General features: G+C 68.5%; 22 protein-coding genes. 3 read left to right on the top strand and 19 right to left on the bottom strand.

The window, feature by feature from the left end; all coding sequences use genetic code 11:
* Positions 1-40 precede the first annotated feature (40 nt).
* The 10 genes from pheT to infC form a co-directional block, all read right to left on the bottom strand.
* Positions 41-2,575, bottom strand: coding sequence for a phenylalanine--tRNA ligase subunit beta (gene pheT, locus CTB96_RS07490; RefSeq protein WP_110126269.1), 2,535 nt, complete (start codon positions 2,573-2,575; stop codon positions 41-43).
* Positions 2,575-3,615: a phenylalanine--tRNA ligase subunit alpha gene (gene pheS / locus CTB96_RS07485; protein ID WP_110126268.1), complete on the bottom strand. Its 1,041-nt coding sequence runs from the start codon at positions 3,613-3,615 to the stop codon at positions 2,575-2,577. The genes pheT and pheS overlap by 1 nt, the downstream gene beginning before the upstream one ends.
* Before the next feature lie 48 nt (positions 3,616-3,663).
* Complete coding sequence (locus CTB96_RS07480) at positions 3,664-4,587, bottom strand: amino acid ABC transporter permease (protein ID WP_110126267.1); 924 nt, start codon at positions 4,585-4,587, stop codon at positions 3,664-3,666.
* Positions 4,584-5,231, bottom strand: coding sequence for an amino acid ABC transporter permease (locus CTB96_RS07475; protein ID WP_110126266.1), 648 nt, complete (start codon positions 5,229-5,231; stop codon positions 4,584-4,586). The genes CTB96_RS07480 and CTB96_RS07475 overlap by 4 nt, the downstream gene beginning before the upstream one ends.
* 126 nt (positions 5,232-5,357) lie before the next feature.
* Positions 5,358-6,227 (bottom strand): glutamate ABC transporter substrate-binding protein, encoded by an 870-nt coding sequence (locus CTB96_RS07470; RefSeq protein WP_110126265.1) that lies wholly within the window; start codon positions 6,225-6,227, stop codon positions 5,358-5,360.
* A gap of 36 nt (positions 6,228-6,263) precedes the next feature.
* On the bottom strand, positions 6,264-7,052 hold the full coding sequence (locus CTB96_RS07465; protein ID WP_110126264.1) for an amino acid ABC transporter ATP-binding protein: 789 nt from the start codon (positions 7,050-7,052) through the stop codon (positions 6,264-6,266).
* A 90-nt stretch (positions 7,053-7,142) separates the two neighbouring features.
* Positions 7,143-7,943, bottom strand: coding sequence for a TrmH family RNA methyltransferase (locus CTB96_RS07460; RefSeq protein ID WP_110126263.1), 801 nt, complete (start codon positions 7,941-7,943; stop codon positions 7,143-7,145).
* 109 nt (positions 7,944-8,052) lie between these two features.
* On the bottom strand, positions 8,053-8,445 hold the full coding sequence (rplT, locus tag CTB96_RS07455) for a 50S ribosomal protein L20 (RefSeq protein ID WP_110126262.1): 393 nt from the start codon (positions 8,443-8,445) through the stop codon (positions 8,053-8,055).
* Positions 8,446-8,472: 27 nt separating this feature from the next.
* Entirely contained in the window at positions 8,473-8,667 is a 195-nt protein-coding gene (gene rpmI, locus CTB96_RS07450; RefSeq protein ID WP_110126261.1) for a 50S ribosomal protein L35, read from the bottom strand.
* Positions 8,660-9,244 (bottom strand): translation initiation factor IF-3, encoded by a 585-nt coding sequence (infC, locus tag CTB96_RS07445; protein ID WP_084020755.1) that lies wholly within the window; start codon positions 9,242-9,244, stop codon positions 8,660-8,662. Before infC ends, rpmI begins: the two co-directional genes overlap by 8 nt.
* A gap of 294 nt (positions 9,245-9,538) precedes the next feature.
* On the opposite strand from infC, the gene CTB96_RS07440 reads away from it, so the two are divergent.
* A complete protein-coding gene (locus tag CTB96_RS07440) occupies positions 9,539-9,889 on the top strand; it encodes a DUF1844 domain-containing protein (protein ID WP_103429550.1) in 351 nt (116 codons plus the stop codon).
* Between the two features lie 9 nt (positions 9,890-9,898).
* Here the strand turns inward: CTB96_RS07440 and map are convergent, their stop codons facing one another.
* Entirely contained in the window at positions 9,899-10,681 is a 783-nt protein-coding gene (gene map, locus CTB96_RS07435) for a type I methionyl aminopeptidase (protein ID WP_110126260.1), read from the bottom strand.
* Between the two features lie 63 nt (positions 10,682-10,744).
* On the opposite strand from map, the gene CTB96_RS07430 reads away from it, so the two are divergent.
* On the top strand, positions 10,745-11,041 hold the full coding sequence (locus CTB96_RS07430) for a helix-turn-helix domain-containing protein (protein ID WP_110126259.1): 297 nt from the start codon (positions 10,745-10,747) through the stop codon (positions 11,039-11,041).
* A gap of 5 nt (positions 11,042-11,046) precedes the next feature.
* Here the strand turns inward: CTB96_RS07430 and CTB96_RS07425 are convergent, their stop codons facing one another.
* The 8 genes from CTB96_RS07425 to CTB96_RS07390 all read right to left on the bottom strand — a co-directional run bounded on the left by CTB96_RS07425 (position 11,047) and on the right by CTB96_RS07390 (position 21,609).
* On the bottom strand, positions 11,047-11,826 hold the full coding sequence (locus tag CTB96_RS07425; protein ID WP_110126258.1) for a DNA-formamidopyrimidine glycosylase family protein: 780 nt from the start codon (positions 11,824-11,826) through the stop codon (positions 11,047-11,049).
* A gap of 35 nt (positions 11,827-11,861) precedes the next feature.
* A complete protein-coding gene (locus CTB96_RS07420) occupies positions 11,862-16,832 on the bottom strand; it encodes an Lhr family ATP-dependent helicase (protein WP_110126257.1) in 4,971 nt (1,656 codons plus the stop codon).
* A 179-nt stretch (positions 16,833-17,011) separates the two neighbouring features.
* Positions 17,012-17,824, bottom strand: coding sequence for an SseB family protein (locus CTB96_RS07415; protein ID WP_110126256.1), 813 nt, complete (start codon positions 17,822-17,824; stop codon positions 17,012-17,014).
* The gene (priA, locus tag CTB96_RS07410; protein ID WP_110126255.1) at positions 17,808-18,554 is read right to left on the bottom strand and encodes a bifunctional 1-(5-phosphoribosyl)-5-((5-phosphoribosylamino)methylideneamino)imidazole-4-carboxamide isomerase/phosphoribosylanthranilate isomerase PriA; all 747 of its coding nucleotides are present in this window, start codon (positions 18,552-18,554) and stop codon (positions 17,808-17,810) included. Before priA ends, CTB96_RS07415 begins: the two co-directional genes overlap by 17 nt.
* Before the next feature lie 61 nt (positions 18,555-18,615).
* Positions 18,616-19,248 carry an imidazole glycerol phosphate synthase subunit HisH gene (gene hisH, locus CTB96_RS07405; RefSeq protein WP_110126254.1) on the bottom strand — a complete coding sequence of 211 codons (633 nt, stop codon included), beginning with the start codon at positions 19,246-19,248 and terminating at the stop codon, positions 18,616-18,618.
* Entirely contained in the window at positions 19,245-19,862 is a 618-nt protein-coding gene (gene hisB, locus CTB96_RS07400) for an imidazoleglycerol-phosphate dehydratase HisB (protein WP_110126253.1), read from the bottom strand. Before hisB ends, hisH begins: the two co-directional genes overlap by 4 nt.
* Positions 19,863-19,871: 9 nt before the next feature.
* Positions 19,872-20,957, bottom strand: coding sequence for a histidinol-phosphate transaminase (locus CTB96_RS07395; protein WP_110126252.1), 1,086 nt, complete (start codon positions 20,955-20,957; stop codon positions 19,872-19,874).
* A gap of 124 nt (positions 20,958-21,081) precedes the next feature.
* The gene (locus tag CTB96_RS07390; protein ID WP_248283262.1) at positions 21,082-21,609 is read right to left on the bottom strand and encodes a LysM peptidoglycan-binding domain-containing protein; all 528 of its coding nucleotides are present in this window, start codon (positions 21,607-21,609) and stop codon (positions 21,082-21,084) included.
* A 297-nt stretch (positions 21,610-21,906) separates the two neighbouring features.
* Here CTB96_RS07390 and lexA point away from each other — a divergent pair, with 297 nt between their 5' ends.
* Positions 21,907-22,608, top strand: a complete 702-nt coding sequence (lexA, locus tag CTB96_RS07385; RefSeq protein ID WP_110126251.1) for a transcriptional repressor LexA — start codon at positions 21,907-21,909, stop codon at positions 22,606-22,608.
* Positions 22,609-22,674: the final 66 nt, after the last annotated feature.

Below are 22,674 nucleotides of genomic sequence, written 5' to 3'. Positions count from 1 at the left end.
GGGGGCAATTCGGCCGGAACGGGGCAACTCGGCGGGTGGGCTACTCGCGCAGCGCGGCTCCGAAGCGGGCCGCAGCGAGCTCGACGCCGGCCAGCTTGGCGTCGCTGGCCTCGGCCGCGGTGAGGGTGCGATCGGGTGCGCGGAAGCGCAGCGCGAAGGTGAGGGACTTGTGCCCCTCGGCGATGCCCGTTCCGCGGTAGTCGTCGACCAACTCGATGCTCTCCAGCAGCGAGCCGCTGCCTTCGCGCACCGCGTCGAGAACGTCCCGGGCCGGAACCGTGACGTCCACGACAAGCGAGAGGTCCTGGGTGGCGGCGGGCTTGGTGCCGATCACGGTGGCCTGCAGTTCGCCGGTCACCTGCGCGAAGACCGCGGACAGGTCGAGCTCCACGACCGCGACCACGGCGGGCAGGTCGGCGCCGCGTGCCACGGTGGGCAGCAGTTCGCCCGCGAAGCCCACCGAGAGCTCACCGGCATCCGTCGCCACGAACAGTTCGGCGGTGCGGCCGGGGTGCATCGCCTTGTGGCTGCCCTGGCGCACACCGATCGGCAGGCCGACGGCCAGGCTGATCTGCCGCACGGCGGTGATGGCGTCCTGCCAGGATGCCGCGACCGGCGCCTGACCGGGCTGGTGGGTCACGGTGTTGCCCAGGATCACGATGCCGGCGGTGAACGGCTGCGGCGGGATGCCGGCGTTCAGCTCGGCCTCGAGCTCGCGGTTCGGGCGCACGGCGGCCGGTGGCACGGTGGCGCTGCCGTAGCTGACGCCGTCGACCGGGCGGAAAACCGAACCGAGTTCAAAGATAGCCAGGTCGGTGAGCCCGCGAGACAGGTTGCGGTGTGCGATCTGCAACAGGCCCGGCAGCAGCGAGGTGCGCATGAACGGCGCCTCACCGTCGAGCGGGTTGGCCACCTTGATCTGCGGCACGGTCTCGGTGACCGGGTCGCCGAACAGGTTGTTGGCCTTCTCGGCGACGAACGGGTAGGCCAGTTCTTCGGTGTGACCGGTGGCGGCGAGCACCGTGGCGACCGAACGCTTGAGCTGCTGGGTGCGGGTGAGGCCGCGGCCGGGCGGGGCGACGGGCAGCACCGAGGGGATGCGGTCGTAGCCGACGATGCGGGCCACTTCCTCGGCCAGGGTCCACTTGTCGGTGAGGTCGGGGCGCCAGCTCGGCGCGGTCACGGCCAGGCCGGTCTCGGTCTCGACCATGGAGGCGCCAATCTCGGCGAGCGAGGTGCGCACCTCCTCGCGGGTGTACTCCAGGCCGATGAGGCCGGAGACGAACCCGGTGGGCAGGTCGATCGGGGCACGCTCAGGGGTGGCGTCGTGCAGGGAGCCGAGTCCGTCGGCCACTCCCCCGGCGAGCTCTTCGAGCAGCTGCACCACTCGGGCGGCGGCGACAGCGGCGACCTCGGGGTCGACACCGCGCTCGAACCGACGCGAGGCTTCGCTGGGCAGCTTGTGCCGGCGGGCGGTGCGGGCAATCGACACCGGGTCGAAGTTGGCCGCTTCGATCAGCACATTAGTTGTGCCGTCGCCGATCTCGGTGGTGGCCCCGCCCATCACGCCGGCCAGGCCGATGGGGCCGCTTCCGTCGGTGATCAGCAGGTCTTCGGGGTTGAGGGTGCGAGTGACGTCGTCGAGGGTGACGATCTTCTCGCCGGTCGTCGCGCGGCGCACGACGAGGCCCCCGGTGAGCTTGTCGAGGTCGTAGCCGTGGATCGGCTGGCCGAGTTCGATCATCACGTAGTTGGTGATGTCGACGATCAGCGAGATCGACCGGATGCCGGCCAGCTTGAGCCGCGCGATCAACCAGGCCGGTGACGGCTTGGTGGGGTCGACGCCGCGCACGACGCGGGTGACGAAGACGCTGGCGCCGACACGATTGCGAATGGGCGCCGCATCGTCGATCGAGACCGGGAACTCCTCGGTGGACGCGGTCGCGGTCACGGCCAGGGCGGGGTCGCGGAAGGTCGCGCCGGTGGCGTGCGAGTATTCGCGGGCGACACCACGGATCGAGAACGCGTAGCCGCGGTCGGGGGTGACGTTGATCTCCACGGCGGAGTCGTCCAGGCCGAGCAGGCTGATCGCATCCGTGCCGATTTCGGGGTCGAGGCCGAGGTCGCCCAGCACCAGGATGCCGGCGTGCTCGTCACCGAGGCCAAGCTCGCGGGCCGAGGCGATCATGCCGTCGGAGACGTGCCCGTAGGTCTTGCGCGGGGCGATCGGGAACGGGCCGGGCAGCACGGCGCCGGGCAGGGTCACGACGACCTTGTCGCCGACGACGAAGTTGTGCGCACCGCAGACGATGCCATGGATGGCCGGGCCACCGTCGGCGGCGAGTTCGCCGTCCGCGGCCACGCGCACCTGGCACCAGTTGATGGTCTTGCCGTTGGTCTGCTCTTCACCGACGAACTCGAGCACCTGCCCGACCACGATGGGTCCGGTCAGCTCGAAGCGGTGGATCTCTTCTTCCTCCAGGCCGACGCTGACGAGTGCTGCGTGCACGTCTTCGGGAGTGGTTCCGGGGGTGAGGTCGACGAATTCGCCGAGCCAGCTCAGGGGGACCCGCATCAGACGGTCATCCCGTACTGCTGGCTGAACCGAACGTCGCCTTCGACCATGTCGTGCATATCCTTCACATCGTTGCGGAACATCAGTGCTCGTTCGACGCCGACGCCGAACGCGAATCCGGAGTAGACCTCGGGGTCGATCCCGGCGGAGCGCAGCACATTGGCGTTGACCATGCCGCAGCCGCCCCACTCGATCCAGCGGGCGCCGTCCTTGAAGGTCGGGTGCCAGAGGTCGAGTTCGGCGCTGGGCTCGGTGAACGGGAAGTAGTTGGGGCGCAGGCGCACCTTGGCCTCGTCGCCGAACAGGGCCTTGACGAAGTGGTCGAGGGTGCCGCGCAGGTGAGCCATGGTGAGGCCCTTGTCGACAGCGATGCCCTCGATCTGGTGGAACACCGGGGTGTGCGTGGCGTCGAGTTCGTCGGTGCGGTAGACCCGGCCAGGAGAGATGCGGTAGACGGGCGGTTCGTTGCCCAGCAGCGCGCGCATCTGCACCGGCGAGGTGTGGGTGCGCAGCACCAGGTGCGCCTCGGGCGGGTCGATGAAGAAGGTGTCCTGCATTGCGCGGGCGGGGTGGTCTTCGTCGAAGTTGAGCGCGTCGAAGTTGAACCACTCGCTCTCGAGCTCTGGGCCCTCGGCGACTTCCCAGCCCATGCCGATGAACACGTCGGAGACGCGTTCCTGCAGGAGGGTGAGCGGATGCCGTGCGCCGGCGCGCCAGGTGGAGGCTGCGGCGGTGACGTCGACGGTTTCGGCGGCGAGCTGGGCGGCGGCTTCGGCTTCGACGATTTCGGCTTCGCGGGCGTTCAACGCCTGGGTGACCCGGGCGCGGGCCTGGCCGACGAGCTTGCCGGCGGCGGCCTTCTGGTCGCCGGGAACGCTGCGCATGAGCGCGTTCAGCGCGGCCAGCGGGGAGACTTCGCCGACGTGGGCGGAGCGCACGGCCTTGAGGGCGGCGGAGTCACCGGCCGAGGCGATGGCCGCGAGGGCGGCATCGACGGCCGCGGTGACGACGGGTTCGGATATTTCGGTGGGTGCAGACACGAGACCCAAGTTTAGTGGCCCGGCCCTAACGCGACCGTTCCCACTGAATTAGAACGTGCCCGGACCCCCGGCGTCACCCGTCGAATAGCTTCCTCGGGTGGACGAAAGGGTGTCCTTCGGTGTCAAGGTGGGCTCGGGTTCGACGAGCTTGCCCGATTTCGGGCCGGACCGCCGGGCGATGAAGCGCGCGAACCACGACAGCGACAGGTTCATGGCGAGGTAGATGGCGAGCACCACCAGGAAGAACGAGAACGCGTAGCGGTTGCCGAAGAAGTCGGGCAGATTCTTGACGCCGACCCGCAAGAGTTCGCTGTAGCCCACGATGAACGCCAGCGAGGTGTCCTTGAGGAGCACCACCAGCTGGGCGATGATGATCGGCAGCATCTGGCGGAAGGCCTGGGGGAACTCGATCCGGAACCGGGTCGCCAGTGGCGTGAGCCCGATGGCCAGGCCGGCCTCGCGCTGGCCGCGTGGCAACGATTGGATACCGGCTCGAAGCGCCTCGCCGATGATCGCACCGTTGTAGATGGCGAGGGCGGCCACACCGGCCCAGTAGGCGCCGGTGGCGAAGACCAACAGGATGAACAGCATCATCAGCAGCACGGGCAGGCCGCGAACGAACTCGAGGATGATCGTGGTCGGGATGCGGATGGCCTTGTGATCGGCCGAGCGTCCGAACGAGAACAGCACGCCGATGATCAGGGCGAACACGGCTGCCACGCCGGCCATGGACAGGGTTGCGAGCACACCCTGGCCGAGAGAGCGCCACACCTGCACGTCGGTGAAGACGTCCCAGCGGGTTGGATCCCAGAGGCCGGGCTGCACGGCGCCGTTGGCGCTGGGCTTGGGGGCTCCCATCGCCAGGATCAGCCACAGCAGGACTCCGGCGACGAGCAGGATGCCGACGACAGAGATGACCCGGGAGCGGGCGCGGGCCTTGGGGCCCGGCGCGTCGTAAAGGACTGAACTCATCGGAGCACCGCCACTTTCTTTTCCACCCGGGCAGCGATCTGCCCGAGTGTGATCGTGATGACCAGGTAGAAGAACGCAACGGCGAGGAGGATGGCGATGACTTCGTCTCCGCGATCGTTGGTGACCTGTCGGCCGGCGCCGAAGAGTTCGAAGACGAAGAACGCGCCGGCGACAGAGGTGTTCTTGGTGAGGGCGATGAAGACGTTGATCAGCGGTGGAATCACCATGCGCACGGCCTGCGGCATGATCACGTAGCTGAGCGACTGGCCGAAGGTGAGGCCCACGCTGCGGGCGGCTTCCGCCTGGCCGACGGGAACACCGTTGATGCCCGAGCGGAGTGCCTCAGCCACGAACGGGGAGGTGTAGACCGTGAGCCCGATCAGGGCGAGCACGAAGAACGGGGGCGAGAACTGCAGGTAGGGCAGCAGGAACGCGCAAAAGAACAGCACGAGGGTGAGCGGGGTGTTCCGCACGATCTCGGTGTAGACGGTCGCGAAACCGCGGAAGGAGGCGACGGGCGAGATCCGCAGGGCGGCAACGAAAACTCCGAGAATCAGCGCGCCGATGCCGGAGAAAATCAGCAAGCCGAGAGTGTTTTTGAAGCCTTCCAGAAACACGGGCAGGTTTTCGATGACGGCGTCCAAGACTCACCTCCTCTTCTGTGTTGGTACGAGACCGTGAAACGGACCGTGGTGGTCGGTGTGGTGCGGGGGCAAAACTACCGATCGGGGCGGCCGGTGCGGCCACCCCGATCGGATCACGCGGTACTGCTAGTAGCGGTCGACTGCCGGCGGCTCAGGCGTCTCGAGCACGGAGCCCGCGGTTGCCTCCCAGGCGTCAGCCCAGGTGCCGTCTTCGTAGGACTCTTCGAGCACGTCGTTGATGAAGTTACGGAACTCGGTGTCGTCCTTGGCCAGGCCGATGCCGTAGGGCTCGGCGGTGAACGGGTTGCCCACGACCTCGAACTCACCGGCGTTCTGGTCGGCGAGGCCGGCCAGGATCACGTTGTCGGTGGTGACAGCGTCAACCTCGCCGCTGCGCAGCGGGCCGAGGCAGTTGGAGTAGGTGTCGGTGGCGATCACATTGGCCGTGTACGCGGCGATGTTCTTCTCCGAGGTGGATCCGCTCACGGTGCAGACCTTCTTGTCAGCGAGGTCATCCGGCCCGGTGATCTCAGCCTCATTGCCCGCGAGCACGAGCAGGTCCTGACCGGCTTCGTAGTACGGGCCGGCGAAGGAGACAACTTCCTTGCGAGCGTCGTTGATCGTGTAGGTGGCGACCACGAGGTCGACCTGGCCGTTCTGGATGAACGGCTCGCGGTTGGCGGAAACGGTCTCAACCCAGTTGATGTCCGACGCCTCAATGCCGAGCTTCGATGCGATGAGCTTGCCGATTTCCACGTCGAAGCCGACCGGGGTGCCATCCGGGCCCTTGAGGCCGAAGAGCGGCTGGTCGAACTTGGTGCCGATGGTGATCTCGCCGGCCTCGTTCAGCGCGGCCATGGTGGTGCCCTCGTCGAAGGTCACCTCTTCCACGGGCGCGGCAGACGGCGTGCTGGCGCCGGAGTCGGTGCAGCCGCTGAGCGCGAACGCTCCGGCCAGGGCGATGGCTGAGATCATTAGACCCTTATTGCGTCTCATGGTTTCCTCCTGTGTGCTGTGTGGCCTGCCAACCGATTAGTGGGCAAGTATTTTGGAGAGGAAGTCTTTCGCTCTCGTGCTCTGGGGGTTCGTGAAGAACTTCTCCGGCGTCGTCTCTTCGACGATGTCGCCCTCGGCCATGAAGATGACCCTGTCGGCGGCCCGGCGGGCGAAGCCCATCTCGTGGGTGACCACGATCATGGTCATGCCCTCGTTGGCCAGGTCGACCATGACCTCGAGCACCTCGTTGATCATCTCGGGGTCGAGCGCGCTGGTGGGCTCGTCGAGAAGGATCAGCTTGGGGTCCATGGCCAGGGCGCGGGCGATGGCCACGCGCTGCTGCTGACCGCCGGAGAGCTGGGACGGCATCTTCTTGGCCTGGTTGGCCACGCCGACGCGTTCGAGCAGCGCCATGGCTTTGGTCTCGGCGTCGGCCTTGCTCATGCCGCGCACCTTGATCGGGCCGAGCGTCACGTTCTCGAGCACGGTCTTATGCGCGAAGAGGTTGAACGCCTGGAAGACCATGCCGACGTCGGCACGCAACTGGGCGAGGGCCTTGCCCTCTGCCGGGAGTTCCTTGCCGTCGATGGTGATCGAACCGGAGTCGATGGTCTCGAGCCGGTTGATGGCCCGGCAGAGCGTGGACTTGCCCGAGCCGCTGGGGCCGATGACGACAACAACCTCGCCGCGGGTGACCGTGGCGTTGATGTTCTTCAGAACGTGCAGTTCTCCGTAGTGCTTGTTGACGTCGGTGATGACGACCAGGGGTTCTCCCCGGCGAACGGTGATATTGGACGTCGCCGGTGAGGTATCTGTTGGCTCCATACCTCCCAACATATGCCCGGGAGCCACCCCCGGACCAGTTCTGACCCGGTCGGTAACCCAAACGTAATAGACGCCCGACCGGGAAAGATGCTAGGCGCGCTGGGAGAAAGCGCTCTCGTACAGGCACACGGATGCGGCTGTGGCGAGGTTCATCGATTCGGCGTGACCGTAGATGGGAACGCTGATCGCGCGGTCGGCCATGGCCAGGTCTTCCTCGGTGAGGCCGCGCGCTTCGTTGCCGAAAAGCCAGGCGGTGGGGGCAGCCAGCAGGCCGTTGTTGCGGGCCTCGAGCAGGTCTTCGCCCTTGATGTCGGCGGCGAGAATCTGCATATCCGCGAACTTCGCGCGCTCGCGCACATCGGCCAGGGTGACGCCCACGGCGACGGGCAGGTGGAAGATCGACCCGGTGGACGAGCGCACCACCTTGGGGTTGTAGAGGTCGACGCTGCGACCGGTGAAGATCACGGCGTCGGCGCCTGCGGCATCCGCTGCCCGGATGATGGTGCCGGCGTTGCCCGGGTCGCGCACCTCTTCGAGGATCGCGATGAGCTTGGGCTCGTTGGCGAAGATCTTCTTGATCGAGGTGGGGAACTGGTGGCAGACCGCGATGAAACCCTGCGGGGTGACGGTGTCGGCCATGGTCTCGAGCACCTGCTCGGTGACGAACTCCACGTCCACGCCGGCGGCGACGGCCGCTTCGGCGATGTCGGTGTAACGCTCCAGCGCGGTGGGGGTGGCGTACAGCTCCACGACGAGTTCGGGGCGGAAGGTGAGGGCTTCGGAGACAGCCTGCGGGCCCTCGAGAAGGAACAGTCCAGTCTCGGAGCGGGCGGCTCGGTTCGCAAGTTTCGCGACGGCACGCACGCGAGGAGATCGGGGGTTATCTAGCATGTCTCCAGCTTAGGCGTCGCGCACCCACGCGCCCGAATGCCCCGCCGGGCATACAAAACGGGAGCGATCACCGAATGGTGATCGCTCCCGTCGAGGAAAAGCGGTGTGACTACTTCGCTGCAACAACCTTCGGAGCGGAGGTGTCGGCGGGCAGTGCTGCCTTGGCGCTCTCAACGATGGCCGCGAAGGTGGCGGGCTCGGTGACGGCGAGGTCGGCGAGGATGCGACGGTCGACCTGGATGCCGGCCAGGGCGAGGCCCTGGATCAGACGGTTGTAGGTCAGGCCGTTCGCGCGGGACGCAGCGTTGATGCGCTGGATCCACAGGCGACGGAAGTCACCCTTGCGTGCACGACGGTCACGGTAGCTGTAGACGAGGGAGTGAGTGACCTGCTCCTTGGCCTTGCGGTACAGGCGTGAACGCTGACCGCGGTAACCCTCGGCGCGCTCAAGAATTACGCGACGCTTCTTGTGGGCGTTGACGGCCCTCTTTACTCTTGCCATTTTCTAATTCCTTTAGGGGTACGGGGCCTAGTGGCCGAGAAGCTTCTTGATGGCCTTGACGTCGGCCTTGGCGAGAACCTGGTCCTGGTTCAGGCGTGACTTGTGCTGCGTGCTCTTGACCTCGAGGTTGTGGCGAAGTCCGGCCTGCTGCTTCATGATCTTGCCGGAGCCAGTGACCTTGAAACGCTTCTTTGTCCCAGAGTGGGTCTTCTGCTTAGGCATTCTTTTCCTCCTGTTTGGCTGCCTTGTCGGCAGCTCTATGTGCATTGGCCTCTGCCTTGGCCTCTGATTTGTTCTTCAGCGGGCCAATCACCATGACCATGTTTCGACCGTCGATGGTCGGGCTCGATTCCACAGAACCGAATTCCGCGACATCCTCGGCAAATCTCTGAAGCAGACGTACACCCTGGTCGGGACGGGACTGTTCACGGCCACGGAACAGAATCATGGCCTTGACCTTGTCGCCGGCCTTCAGGAAGCCTTCGGCGCGCTTGCGCTTGGTCTCGTAGTCGTGCTTATCAATCTTGAGACGGAAACGAACCTCTTTGAGGATCGTGTTCGCCTGGTTGCGCCGGGCTTCTTTGGCCTTCTGCGCAGCTTCGTACTTGAACTTGCCGTAATCCATGATCTTCGCGACCGGCGGCTTGGACGTGGGGGCTACTTCGACCAGATCGAGGTCAGCCTCCTGTGCCAGGCGCAGGGCGACATCAATCGCCACGACCCCAACCTGTTCGCCGTTGGGACCAACGAGACGGACTTCGGGGACGCGGATACGGTCATTTGTACGGGGATCGCTGATGCGTCTCTCCTCTACTCAAGCATCGTGGCTACAGCCTGACAACGGATGTCGTCCGGAGACGAAGAGGAGACAATCGCGCGCGCAATTCTTGGGTTTCGGAACTTTTCCTAGTTCCGTCACTCATCAACCACGTGCGGCACCCTATCTACCGTGCAAGCTGGAAACCAACAAGCGACGGCGGAGTGCAAACTACCCGGTAACCTTTATGAAGCGGTCAAGCGCGGGTGGGAGATTATCCACTTTCGTACCGAGACTTTCATCTCGGAGCCCGGGTAAGCATAGCAGAGGAAACCAGTGAGCGACAATTACGATCAGGATCAGTCCGGCCAGGCCACGAGGGACATCGCGGATGTGGCGGCGGTGGAGATCATCACGACCGCTGCGGTGCACCTGATGAGCGCTTCGGCGGTCAAGGTCGGCCTCGCCGACGACCCCGACACGCAAATCGACCTCGATGAGGCGCGCAAGCTGATCACGGCCCTCGCCGGCTTGATCACCGCATCCGCGCCCGACATCTCCGATATGCACGCACGCAGCCTGCGCGACGGCCTGCGGTCGTTGCAGCTGGCGTTCCGCGAGGCGTCCAGCATTCCCGACCCGATCGGCCAGGGCCCGGGCGAGAAGTTCACCGGCCCCGTCAACTAAGGCGCCCACTCACGCCGGCGTCAGCGTCGGCAGTGTCAGAATCTCAGCTCCATCCTCGGTGATGGCGATCGTGTGTTCGCTGTGCGCCGTGCGGCATCCCGTCGCGCTGCGCAGAGTCCAGCCGTCGGCATCCGTGACGAGCCTGTTGGTGTCCACCATCACCCACGGTTCCAGGGCCAGCAGCAGTCCCGGCCGTAGCGTGTAGCCCCGGCCGGGCCGGCCGTCGTTGGACACGTGCGGGTCCTGGTGCATGGTCGACCCGATGCCGTGACCACCGAAGTCCAGGTTGATCGAGTACCCTGCCGCGCTGAGCACGGTGCCGATGGCGTGCGAGATGTCACCGATGCGGGCGCCGGGCCCGGCGACGGCGATCCCGGCCCGCAGCGCGTCTTCGGTGGCACTGATCAACGCCACGCTCTCCGCCGGCCGCGACTCCCCCACGATGAAGCTGATGGCCGAGTCCGCAGCGATGCCGTTCAGGGAGACGGCGAGGTCGAGGGTGAGCAGGTCGCCGTCGGCGAGCGGGTAGTCGCCGGGCAGCCCGTGCAGCACGGCGTCGTTGACGGCCGTGCAGATGTAGTGGCCAAACGGCCCGCGCCCGAACGACGGGGCGTAGTCGACGTAGCAGGACTGTGCCCCGGCGGCGAGAATCATGGCCTGCGCCCAGCGGTCGATGTCGAGCAGGTTCGTGCCCACTTCGCAGCGGCTCTTCAGGGTGTGCAGGATGTCGGCGACCAGGGCGCCGGTGGCCCGGGCTCTGGCGAGCTCGGCGGGGGTCAGGATTTCGATCATGGGGGCCTTTCCAGTGGAACCAATAACTATACCGGCCATATTATCCCGTACTAGAATCGGGCCATGGTCAGATTGCCGCTCACCCTCGCAGAAATCGAACGCGGACAGCGTCTCGGCGCCGTGCTGCGTCGTGCACGCGGATCACGCTCGATGCTCGACATCGCCTTGGCGGCGCGGGTGTCGCCGGAGACACTGCGCAAGATCGAATCCGGCCGGATCGCCACGCCCGCCTTTCCCACGATCGCGGCGATCGCCGACGTCGTGGGCCTGTCTCTTGACGAGGTGTGGGCCGAGATCAGCGGGGATGACCGCTCCGATGACCTCAGTGATTCCGCCGGGCACGCGCAGATGGCCTCTTAGGCCGATCAGGTCTGGCAGACCGGGCACCAGTAGGTGACCCGCTGCTCGAGTTCGCTGCGGCCGAGCTGGCCCGAGCGGATGCGGGTGCCGCACCGCCGGCACGGCTGCCGCTGGCGCCCGTAGACGAACGTGCCCATACCGCGGCGCAGATTGCCCGTTGTGGTGCGTTCGGAGCGGTCGCGGTTGGCCAGGATCAGGCGGTGGCCCAGTGCGACGAGCCCGTCGGGGTCGGTGACCTCGCCCATCGGGCGGGTGGGCAGCAGCCCACGCAGAAAGCACAGTTCGGTGACGTACACGTTGCCGAGCCCGGCCAGGTTGCGCTGGTCGCCGAGCGCGACCGCCACCGGTCGCTCCGCCACCGCGGTGAGCCGGCGCACGGCTTCGGCGGCGTCCCAGTCCGCGCCGAGCAGGTCGGGGCCGAGGTAGCCGAGATGCTGCTCGTCAGCGCTGGTGGGGAACAGTTCGAGGGTGCCCAGTTCGAATCCCACGGCTACCCAGTCCGCCGTCTCGAGCACGATCCGCGCCTGAAAGGCAGGGCGTCGCCACGCCGTGCCGTGCCGGTAGAGGTGCCAGGTGCCCTCCATCTTCAGATGGGAGTGGATGGTGGTCTCCCCCACGTGCGCCACCAGGTGCTTGCCGCGGCTGACCACCTCGTGCACCACCTGCCCGGTGAGGTCCACGGTGGCGAACGCCGGCACGCGGATGTCGCAGCGGGTGAGCGTGGCCCCGTGCAACGCCGCGTCGAGGCTGCGGGCGCTGCGGTACACGGTGTCGCCCTCAGGCATCCGCGCCCACTTCGGCGTTGGTCTCGCCGCGCAACTCAGGCATTCAGCCTCAGTCCACGCGGCGTCTCGGTGAATCCGGCCAGGCGCAGGGCGTCGCCCACCACGGTTCCGAGCACGAATTCCCCGTTCACGCTTTCCACGGCGAGCTTGGCCACTCGGCCGGCGGTCACGGTCGCGGCCAGCGACCGGGTGGCGGCCAGGATGATGTCGGAGGGTGCCTCGCGCACGCCCTGACGAGACTGGTCCTGACGCGGTTGCCCGTAGATGGTCTGGCCCTGACTCGATAGGCCGGATCCGCGGGAGGTGTCCGCGCCGGCACCCGCCCCGCTCACGTGCGCCCCGGTGGCATCGACGGTCGCCGGCCCGGACTGACCGCTGCCGCCGGCGCCAGCGTCACCGGCTGTTCCCCCGGCGTCGTCGCCGGTCGCCCCGGCTGCCGACGTTCCGTCGAAGGCGAGCACCGACTTGCCGCCGCGCTCCACGTAGAGCACCAGCTGGCCGTCGACGAGCACCACCAGGCCGCCGGCCTTGCGCGCGGGCCGATGCCCGGTGCCCTCGGGCAGGGCCGGCCAGGGCAGCACGGCACCGTAGGGGTTGGCCGGGTCGGTGGCGGCGAGGGTGACCGTGGCGGGGGCCGACCTGTCGCCGCGTTCGGCGCGTTCGCGCTGGTCGACGTAGCCGCGCATCCGGTCGATGGTGCCGGCGGTGGCGAACTGGGCCGCGCCGAGTCCCTCCACGAAGTAGCCGCGGCGGCAGCGGCCCATTTCCTCGAAGCCGCTGAGCGTCTTGTAGACCAGGGCGAAGCCGCCGAGCACGTTCTCGCCCATCACGGCACCGCGGGTGACCACGCCGTAGCGTTCCAGCAGCGTCTCACCCAGGGCGTGGGCACGCCGGGTCGACGACGTGTCGGCGACGGGCACGATGGACCAGCGGCCCGAGACCGTGGGCGGGCCCTGCCGACTGGGCATCGTGGGCCGGGGCAGCGCGCGGCCGCGGTGCAGCCGGGCGCGGGGTGCCGCGCGCCGGGTGGAGTGCGCCGACCTGCCGCCGCTGATCAGCGAGCGCACCGGCGCGAAAGTGTCGTTGCTCACCAGGCCGGCCCAGACCAGGTCCCAGAGGGAGTCGACCAGGGCGGAATCGTCCTGACTGCCCACAGCGTCGGCGAGCTGGCGGAAGAAATAGCCGCCCCCGCTGCCGAGGGTGGTGAGGATCTCCTGTTGCAGGGCGGTGGTGTCGAAGATCGTGGGCACGGGCAGGGTGAGCGGTGCCGTGTCGGCCAGGTGCAGGCTCACCCAACCGTCGTTGCCGCTGAGCGATCCGGCACCGGCCCAGAGCACCTCGCCGGCGTTGGTGAGTTCGTCGAGCATCGCCGGGCTGTAGTCGGCGACCCGGGACGGCAGGATCAGCGTCTCCCAGGCCGAGGCCGGGATGCGCGCGCCCTCGAGCTGTTCGATCACGGCGGCGACACCGTCGATGCCGCGCAGCTTGCCGCCCACGTGCTGCCAGGCCGGCAGGAACCGGCCGAGCGTGCCCTGGTCGACGGGTTCGACCTCGTGCCGGAGCGCCGCGAGCGAGCGGCGACGCAGGCGCCGCAGCACCTCGGCGTCGCACCACTCGCTGCCGCTGCCGTGCGGGCGGAATTCTCCCTCGACGATGCGGCGGGCGTCGGCCAGCCGGCGAAGGGCACCGAGCGCGATGGCGGTGCCGAAACCGAACCGGGCGGCGACGTCGGCCGTGGTGAACGGCCCGTGGGTGCGGGCATACCGGCTGACCAGGTCGCCGAGCGGGTCGCGCACGCTTTCGGTGAACGCCTCGGGGATGCCCGGTGCCAGCGGCACTCCGAGCGCGTCACGCAACCGGCCGGCATCCTCGATCACCGCCCAACGTTCCTCGCCGGCGATTCCTACCTTGAGGGCCCGGCGGGCGCGGGTGAGCGTGTCGAGATGCGCGCGGGCGTCGGCCAAGCTGGCGCTGGGAACGCTGGACTCCGACTCGACGGTGTCGGCGCCGGGTTCTGCGGCACTGGGTTCTGCGGTGCTGGGCTCGGCCGCGGGCGCTTCGAGGCGCTCCGCCACCTCGGCCACGGTGAGCGGGCCGAGCCCGCGGAGCAGATCGGCGACGCCTTCCACACCCTTCGCCCGGCGGTCGGGGGCGAGCCGTTGCAGCTCCGCGTCGGTGCGTTCGATCACGGCAGGATCGAGGAGTTCGCGCAGCTCCACCCGGCCGAGCAGTTCGGCCAGCAGACCGGAGTCGATCGAGAGGGCGGTGGCGCGGCGTTCGGCCAGCGGCGAATCGCCCTCGTACATGAAGGCGGCGACGTAGCCGAACAGCAGGGCGTTGGCGAACGGGCTGGCCGAGTCGGTGCTCGTCTCCACCAGCCGGATGGCGCGGCTCGCCACCTGCTTGGCCAGGCCCACGAGGGCGGGCAGGTCGTAGACATCCTGCAGGCATTCGCGGATGGTCTCGAGGATGATCGGGAACGACGGGTACTCGCGGGCCACGTCGAGCAGCTGCGACGCCTTCTGCCGTTGTTGCCAGAGCGGTGACCGGCTGCCCGGGCGGTACCTGGGCAGCAGTAGCGCCCTCGCGGCGCACTCCCGGAACCGGGAGGCGAACAGGGCGGAGCCGCCGACCTCGTCGGTGACGAGCTGTTCGAGTTCGTCGGGTTCGAAGACGAAGAGGTCGGCGCCGGGCGGCTCGGCTTCGGTGTCGGGGATGCGCACCACGATGCCGTCGTCGCTGGCGACGCAGGCACCGTCGATGCCGAAGCGTTCCCGCACCCGGGCGCCGACGGCGAGGGCCCAGGGTGCGTGCACGGTGAGGCCGAACGGCGAGTGCAGGATCACCCTCCAGTCGCCGAGTTCGTCGCGGAACCGCTCCACCACCAGGGTCTGGTCGGTGGGCAGGTAGCGGGTGGCCGCGCGTTGTTCGTCGAGGAAGGCCAGCAGGTTGGTGACCGCCCGCTCGTCGAGGCCCACGGCCAGGCAGCGGGCGCGGGCCTTCGCCGGCGTCAGCGCGGACACCTCGCGGAGGAACGCACCGATCGCCGCGCCGAGTTCGGCGGGCCGACCCAGGCCGTCACCCTTCCAGAACGGCAGCCGACCGGGCTCGCCGAACGCCGGCACCACGAGCACCCGGTCGTGGGTGATCTCTTGGATGCGCCAGCTGGTGGCTCCGAGCGCGAAGACGTCGCCGACGCGGGATTCGTAGACCATCTCCTCGTCGAGCTCACCCACGCGGCGACCGGTGGGCTGGTCGCCGCCCACCATGAAGACGCCGAATAGGCCGCGATCCGGGATGGTGCCGCCGCTGGTGACGGCGAGGCGTTGGGCACCGGGCCGGCCGGTCAGCAGGCCCGTGTCGCGATCCCAGATGATGCGCGGCCGCAGCTCGGCGAACTGGTCGGACGGGTACCGGCCGGCGAGCAGGTCGAGAGTGGCCTCGTAGGCGGAGCGGGGCAGGGTGGCGAACGGGGCGCTGCGGCGCACCGCGTCGAACCAATCCTCGGCGTCGATCGGCTCGAGCGCCACCGCGGCGACGGTCTGCTGGGCGAGGATGTCGAGCGGGTTGGCGGGCACCTGCAGCGATTCGATCATGCCGCTCACCATCCGCTCGGCGGCGACGGTGGCGTGGATCAGGTCGGCCCGGTGCTTGGGGAAGATGATGCCGCGGGAGACCTCGCCCACCTGGTGGCCGGCTCGGCCCACGCGCTGCAGGCCGCTGGCCACCGACGGCGGCGATTCCACCTGCACGACCAGGTCGACCTCACCCATGTCGATGCCGAGTTCGAGGCTGGAAGTGGCCACCACGCAGCGCAGCCGGCCGGACTTGAGGTCGTCTTCGATCATGGCCCGCTGGTCCTTGCTCACCGAGCCATGGTGCGCGCGGGCGAGCAGCGCCTCGGCGCCCTCGGTCTGGCCGCTGCCCCCCATCAGCTCGGCGGGCGGGCGGGGCAGGGCGGGGAGGAACCCGTCGGATGCTGCCCGAGCGTCGTTCGACCCGCCGGCGAGCACCAGCTCGGCCTCGGCGGCCAGGGCGAGCCGTTCGGAGTAGATCTCGTTGAACCGGGCCGTGAGCCGCTCGGCCAGGCGCCGGGAATTGGCGAACACGATCGAGGAGGAGTGCGCGAGCACGGCGTCGACGATGGCCTCTTCGACGTGCGGCCAGATCGACCCGGTCTGCGGGGCGGCCGCGGAGGTGGCGCCCTCTGGCACCGGCACGGCGCCGAGCTGGGTCATGTCGTCGACCGGCACCACCACCTTAAGGTCGAAGCGCTTCTCGTTCTTCGGCGCCACGATCTCCACCGGGGCGAGGCCGCCGAGGAACCGGGCTACCTCTGAGGCCGGCCGCACGGTGGCGGACAGCCCGATGCGTTGGGTGGGCTTGGCCAGCAGCGCATCCAGGCGCTCGAGCGACACGGCGAGGTGCGCGCCGCGCTTGCTGGCCGCGACGGCGTGGATCTCGTCGATGATCACGGTGTCGACGCCGCGCAGGGATTCGCGGGCGGCCGAGGTGAGCATGAGGAACAGCGACTCGGGGGTGGTGATGAGGATCTCGGGCGGTGTCTTCACCAGGGTGCGACGGTCGGCGGCGGGGGTGTCGCCGCTGCGTACGCCGACGCTCACGCGCACCGGAGCCAGGCCCAGCCGTTCCGCGGCCTGGCCGATGCCCACCAGCGGAGCGCGGAGGTTGCGCTCCACGTCCACACCGAGCGCTTTGAGCGGGGAGATGTAGAGCACCCGGGTGCCGGTGGGGGCGGCGGGCGGCGGTGCGGGCTCCGTTGCCGCGGCATCCGTCGCTGCCGGAGAGGATGCCGAGTAGAGCCGGTCGAGCGCCCAGAGGAACGCGGCCAGCGTCTTGCCCGAGCCGGTCGGCGCGACCACGAGGGTGTGCGATCCGCGGGAGATGGCGTCCCAGGCGCCGAGCTGCGCTTCGGTGGGAGCGGTGAACGCGCCGGAGAACCAGGCACGGGTCGCCGGCGAGAGTCGCTGCAGAATCTCCGTCATCTGCCTATCCTTGCCGATACCACCGACATTGGCACCCGCACCCGCGCCCGTCCCGGAACCCGCGCCGGCCCCATCCGCTCACAACTGTTGCCGAAGCAGACTTTTGCGGCCGGTGCGCCGGCCGCAAATGTCCGGACGGGGAACAGTTAGCCCCGGCGCGAGGGCGCGGCGCGGCCGCGTCAGGCGGAGGCTACGAGTTGCACGCGGAGGGAGTCGACGCCGGTGGCGATGGTGTCGTTGGCGGCCCAGCGGGCGCCGAGGCGCGCGAGGGTGGCGTCGAGGTCGGTGCGGCTGAGGCCGTCGACGAGTCCGAGGCGCACGACCAGCTCGGGGCCGGCCAGCCGGGACTCGGGGTCGCCGGCGGAGAGGGTCACCGACAGCGCGGCGAGTTCGGTCACGATGGATTCCTCGAAGGCGTCGGCCACCTGGCGGCTGGCGTAGCTCGGGGTCCACGGCGTGGCCTGGGCGATGGCCCAGAGCGCCGGGCGACGCACCACGAATTCGGTGTCGGTGGTGGGGTCGAGTACCACGAGGTCGGTGTTCTCCTGCGCCGCGGCCAGGGCCACCCGGGCGGCATCGGCGGGAACCGGCCTGGCGTCGGCGTTCCAGTGCCGCATCGCGGCGGCCGAGGAGAACACCGGCAGCACGGCACGGCCGTCGGGGCCGGCCACGGTGATGATCGAGAGCTCCTGGGTCTTGTCGACCCGAAGACCGTGCGCGCCGATCTCGTCGGCCGCGGCATCCGCGTCGGCGCCGAGCGCGGTGACCAGCGGAATCAGCAGGCGCGCCGATCGGAGCGTGTCGATGACGCCCTCCTCCCCCAGCTCCCTGGAGCGGAACCTACGCAACGCGTCGAGCAGGGCGGGCGGCGCGAGGCCGTCGTCGTCGGCGAACTCGGCATGCTCCAGTGACCGGCCTGCCCAGGGCTGGCCGGCGGAGTCCGCAGATTCGCTCGGCCGGCCGGTGGAGCCGAGGTTATGCGCCGGAGACATCCAGCGCCTCGGCGAGGGTGAACGCCCCGGCGTACAGGGCCTTGCCCACGATGGCGCCTTCGAGGCCGAGGGGAACGAGCTCGCGCAGCGCGGCGATGTCGTCGAGGCTGGCGATGCCGCCCGACGCGATCACGGGACGGTGAGTGCGTTCCATCACGGCGCGCAGCAGTTCGATGTTCGGTCCCTTGAGGGTGCCGTCCTTGGTGACGTCGGTGACGACGTAGCGGGTGCAGCCGGCCTCTTCGAGACGGTCGAGCACCTGCCAGAGGTCGCCGCCCTCCTTGGTCCAGCCGCGGGCGGCGAGGGTAGTGCCGCGCACGTCGAGGCCCACCGCGATGGAGTCGCCGTACTGAGCGATGACGCTGGCCGCCCATTCCGGGTTCTCCAGCGCGGCGGTACCCAGGTTGATGCGCTTGACGCCGGTGCCGAGCGCGGCCTCCAACGACCGGTCGTCGCGGATGCCGCCGGAGAGTTCGACGTTCACGCCGCGCAGCTGCTTGATGACCTTCCTGAGCACGTTGGTGTTGTTGCCGCGGCCGAAGGCGGCGTCGAGGTCAACCAGGTGGATCCACTCCGCACCCTGGTTCGCCCAGTCCATCGCGGCATCCATCGGGTCGCCGTAGTTGGTCTCGGTGCCGGCCTCGCCCTGGGTGAGGCGCACGGCCTTGCCGTCGGCCACGTCGACGGCCGGCAGGAGAACCAGTTTGGGGGTCTTGGTGAACTCGCTCATGGTGTGCTGTGGTGCCCTTTTCGATTGCGGCCGCGCGGATGGCGACCGGATGGGGGATGACTTAGTCGCGGAGGGTGCCGAGCCAGTTGGTCAACAGCCGGATGCCGGCGTCGCCGCTCTTCTCGGGGTGGAACTGGGTGGCCGACAGCGGGCCGTTCTCGACGGCCGCCAGGAACGGTGCGCCATGGTCGGCCCAGGTGAGCCGGGGTACGGGGAAGGGCGGCATCACGTCGAGCGTCCACTCCTGCGCGGCGTAGGAGTGCACGAAGTAGAACCGCTCTTCCTCCAGGTCGCGGAACAGCACCGAATCCGGATCGGGGATGACGGTGTTCCAGCCCATGTGCGGGAGCACGGGGGCGGGCAGCGCGGTGACGGTTCCCGGCCATTCGCCGAGGCCCTCGGTGTCGGTGCCGCGCTCGACGCCGTGCTCGAACATGACCTGCATGCCCACGCAGATGCCCATCACCGGCCGGCCGCCGGAGAGTCGTTTGTCGATGATGTCGCCGCCGTGCGCCTCGTTCAGGGCGGCCATGACCGCGCTGAACGCGCCGACGCCGGGAACCAGCAGACCGTCGGCTTCGAGCGCGAGCTTGCGGTCGCCGGTGAGGGTGACGTCAGCGCCGGCCAGCTCGAGGGCCTTGACCGCCGAGTGCACATTGCCGGTGCCGTAGTCGAGCACGACCACCTTGGTCATAGGGCGCCCTTGGTGGAGGGGATGCCGGTGACGAGCGCGTCGTACGCCTTGGCCTGGCGGAACGCACGCGCGAAGGCCTTGAATTCGGCCTCGGCGATGTGGTGGGCGTCGCGGCCGCCGACGACGGTGATGTGCACGGTGAGGGCGGCGTTGAAGGTGATCGCTTCGAACACGTGCCGCACCATCGACCCGGTGAAGTGACCACCGATGAGGTGGTATTCAAAGCCCGCGGGCTCACCGGTGTGCACCAGGTAGGGCCGGCCGGAGATGTCGACGACGGCCTGCACGAGGGCTTCGTCGAGCGGCACCAGGGCGTCGCCGTAGCGGGAGATGCCCGACTTGTCGCCGAGCGCCTGCTTGATGGCCTGGCCCAGCACGATGCCGATGTCTTCGACGGTGTGGTGCACGTCGATCTCGGTGTCGCCCTTGGCGTGCACGGTGAGGTCGGTCAGCGAGTGCTTGGCGAACGCGGTGAGCAGGTGGTCGTAGAACGGCACGCTGGTGTGGATGTCGCTCACCCCGGTGCCATCGAGGTCGATCGACAGGTCGATGCTCGATTCGCTCGTTTCGCGCTGCAGGTGGGCACGGCGAGGCGAGGGCGTGACGTTGCTCATGGCGTTAGTTTATTCGGCTATCGGGCGCAGCCGCGCGATCGCGTCGAGGAAGGCGCTCGTCTCCGCCTCGGTGCCGGCCGATACCCGCAGGTGACCGGGGATGCCCATGTCGCGAATCAGGATGCCCTCGGCCAGCAACGCTTCGAAAGCCGCGTGTGTATCGGCGACTCCGCCGAAGAGCACGAAGTTGCTGCCGCTCCGCAAGGGGGTGAAGCCCAGGGCGGTCAGTTCGGTCACGATCCGGTCGCGCTGCACCCGGATGTCGTCGACCATGGCGAGCATCTCACCGGTGTGGGCGAGCGCTGCCACGGCGGCGGCCTGAGTGAGCGCCGACAGGTGGTACGGCAGGCGCACCAGACGGAGCGCATCCGTCACCGCGGGGTCGGCAGCCAGGTAGCCGACCCGCACACCGGCGAAGGCGAAGGCCTTGCTCATCGTTCGCGACACCAGCAGGCGCGGGCGACCGGCCAGAAGGCTCAGCGCGCTCTCGGTTCCCTCCGGCGCGAACTCCGCGTAGGCCTCGTCGACGACGACGATGCCGGGAGTGGCGTCGTAGACCGCCGCGATGGTCTCCAGCGAGAGCGGCGTGCCGGTGGGGTTGTTCGGCGAGCACAGGAAGACGATGTCGGGGTTCGTCTCGTTCACCCAGCGCACCGCGGTCTCCGGCGAGAGCTCGTAGTCGGCGTCGCGGCCGCCGGCGATCCAGCGGGTATCGGTGCCGGAGGCGAGGATCGAGTACATGGAGTAGGTGGGGGCGTAGCCGAGCAGGGATCGGCCGGGCCCGCCGAACGCCTGCAGTACCTGCTGCAGCACCTCGTTGGAACCGTTCGCGGCCCAGATGTTGTCGCGGGTGAGGCCGTGGCCGAGGTAGGTGGCGAGGTCGTCGCGCAGCCGGCTGAACTCACGGTCCGGGTACCGGTTCACCGTGAGGATCGCTGCGGCTAGGGCCTGGGCGATGTCCGCCGCGACCGCGGGCGGGATCGGGTGGGTGTTCTCGTTGACGTTCAGTGCCACCGGCACGTGCAGCTGCGGTGCCCCGTAGGGGATTTGTCCGCGGAGGTTGGCGCGCAGGGGCAGGTCATCGAGGCTGGTCACCCGAACAAGCTTAGTTGCGCCGGGACGGGCCCCGTTGTGCGGGCCTCTGGGACTTGCGGGGCCACTCCCCTATAGAAGGGATGCGGATAGTAAGAGGTGCGGTCGTTCGAGGAGCGGGTACGGCCTAGTAGTCGGCCGGGAGGGCGATGCGCTGGCCGGGCTGCACGGCCTCGGAGGGCAGCTGGTTGAGGTTCACGATGTCGGCGATCACGTCACGCGGGTCCTGAGACGGCGCGATGGACTCCGCCAGCTGCCAGAGCGACTGACCGGACTCGATGGTGACGTATTCGAACGCGGCAACGCCCACGGTGGCGGTGCCCTCCGCGGCAGCAACACCGCCGTTCACGGCGATCGCGATGGAACCGAGAACGATGGGCACCGCCGCGAGGGCGGTGAAGACCACCCGGCCGCGGCGGGTGAGCCGCAGGCGGGTGCGCACCACAGTGGCGGACTGCCCGACGTCGGTGCGGACGGCGGTCGTGCTCTGGCCGGTGGAGGTGGCGGCGGAAGCCGCGCGTACGGGCACATCGCTGACGATGCTGAGGTGCGCGCGGGTACCGCGGCGCATCTCGTTCGTGCGAGGGCCGTTCTGGCGTGCGGTGGCCGAACTGTCGGCGATCGAGCCGGGCTTCACTGCGTATGCTGCGCTCATGTCAAACCTCCTGGTAACGCATCCGGCCCTCGGCCGGGAGAGCCGGATGCGAATCTATGTTCCGAATATATCTTCGAGTGTTCGAACAATCAACCCTGTTTGCGGATAATATAGGAAGAGATTTCGCAACACACTCGAATGCATGTCTTGGAATCGCGGCCATTTGGCTACAGTGTCGATCGGGTAGCAGTACTCAAACAGACACCACTGACATTCGCTTCTGCCGCTCATCCGGGAGTGCAGAAGAACCCCATCCGGAGCGATATCGGGACACCGACCAACTAGAGGAGCGAGAACGTGGCACAGGAGAGCACACCTCGGGACAAGGGCACCACGCGGCGCCGCAAGAGCCTGAGCGATAAACAGCGCGCCATCATGGACGTCATCCAGCGTTCGGTGCGCGACCGCGGTTACCCGCCGAGCATGCGCGAGATCGGCGATGCCGTCGGCCTGTCCTCACTGTCGAGTGTCACGCACCAGCTGCACCAGTTGGAGCTGAGCGGTTACCTGCGCCGCGACCCGAACCGGCCGCGCGCGCTCGAGGTGCTCATCGAGCTGCCGCAGTCCACCGACGAGGTCACGCCCGGCGCAGCGGATGACTACCAGGCCGGCATCCAGGTCGGTGACGCGGCGATGGTGCCGCTCGTCGGCCGCATTGCCGCCGGTATCCCGATCATGGCCGACCAGCAGATCGACGAGATCTTCCCGCTCCCCCGCCAGCTCGTGGGCAAGGGCGAGCTGTTCATGCTCAAGGTCGTCGGCGAGTCGATGATCGACGCCGCCATCTGCGACGGTGACTGGGTCGTCATCCGCCAGCAGAAGACCGCGGAGAACGGCGAGATCGTGGCGGCCATGCTCGACGGCGAAGCCACCGTGAAGGTGCTGCGCCAGCGCGACGGCCACACCTGGCTGCTCCCCCGCAACACCAACTTCGAGCCCATTCTGGGTGACTACGCCGAGGTTCTCGGCAAGGTCGTCGCCGTGCTCCGCTCGGTCTGAGCCTTCCGCACAGGATAGAGAACGCGCAACTCACAGAACACAGACACACAGAGAACAGGCCCGGTC

Source organism: Cryobacterium arcticum (assembly GCF_003185895.1).
Lineage (GTDB): Bacteria > Actinomycetota > Actinomycetes > Actinomycetales > Microbacteriaceae > Cryobacterium > Cryobacterium arcticum.
The sequence above is the reverse complement of the archived record's forward strand: the minus strand, read 5'-3'. Positions and strand labels throughout refer to the sequence as shown.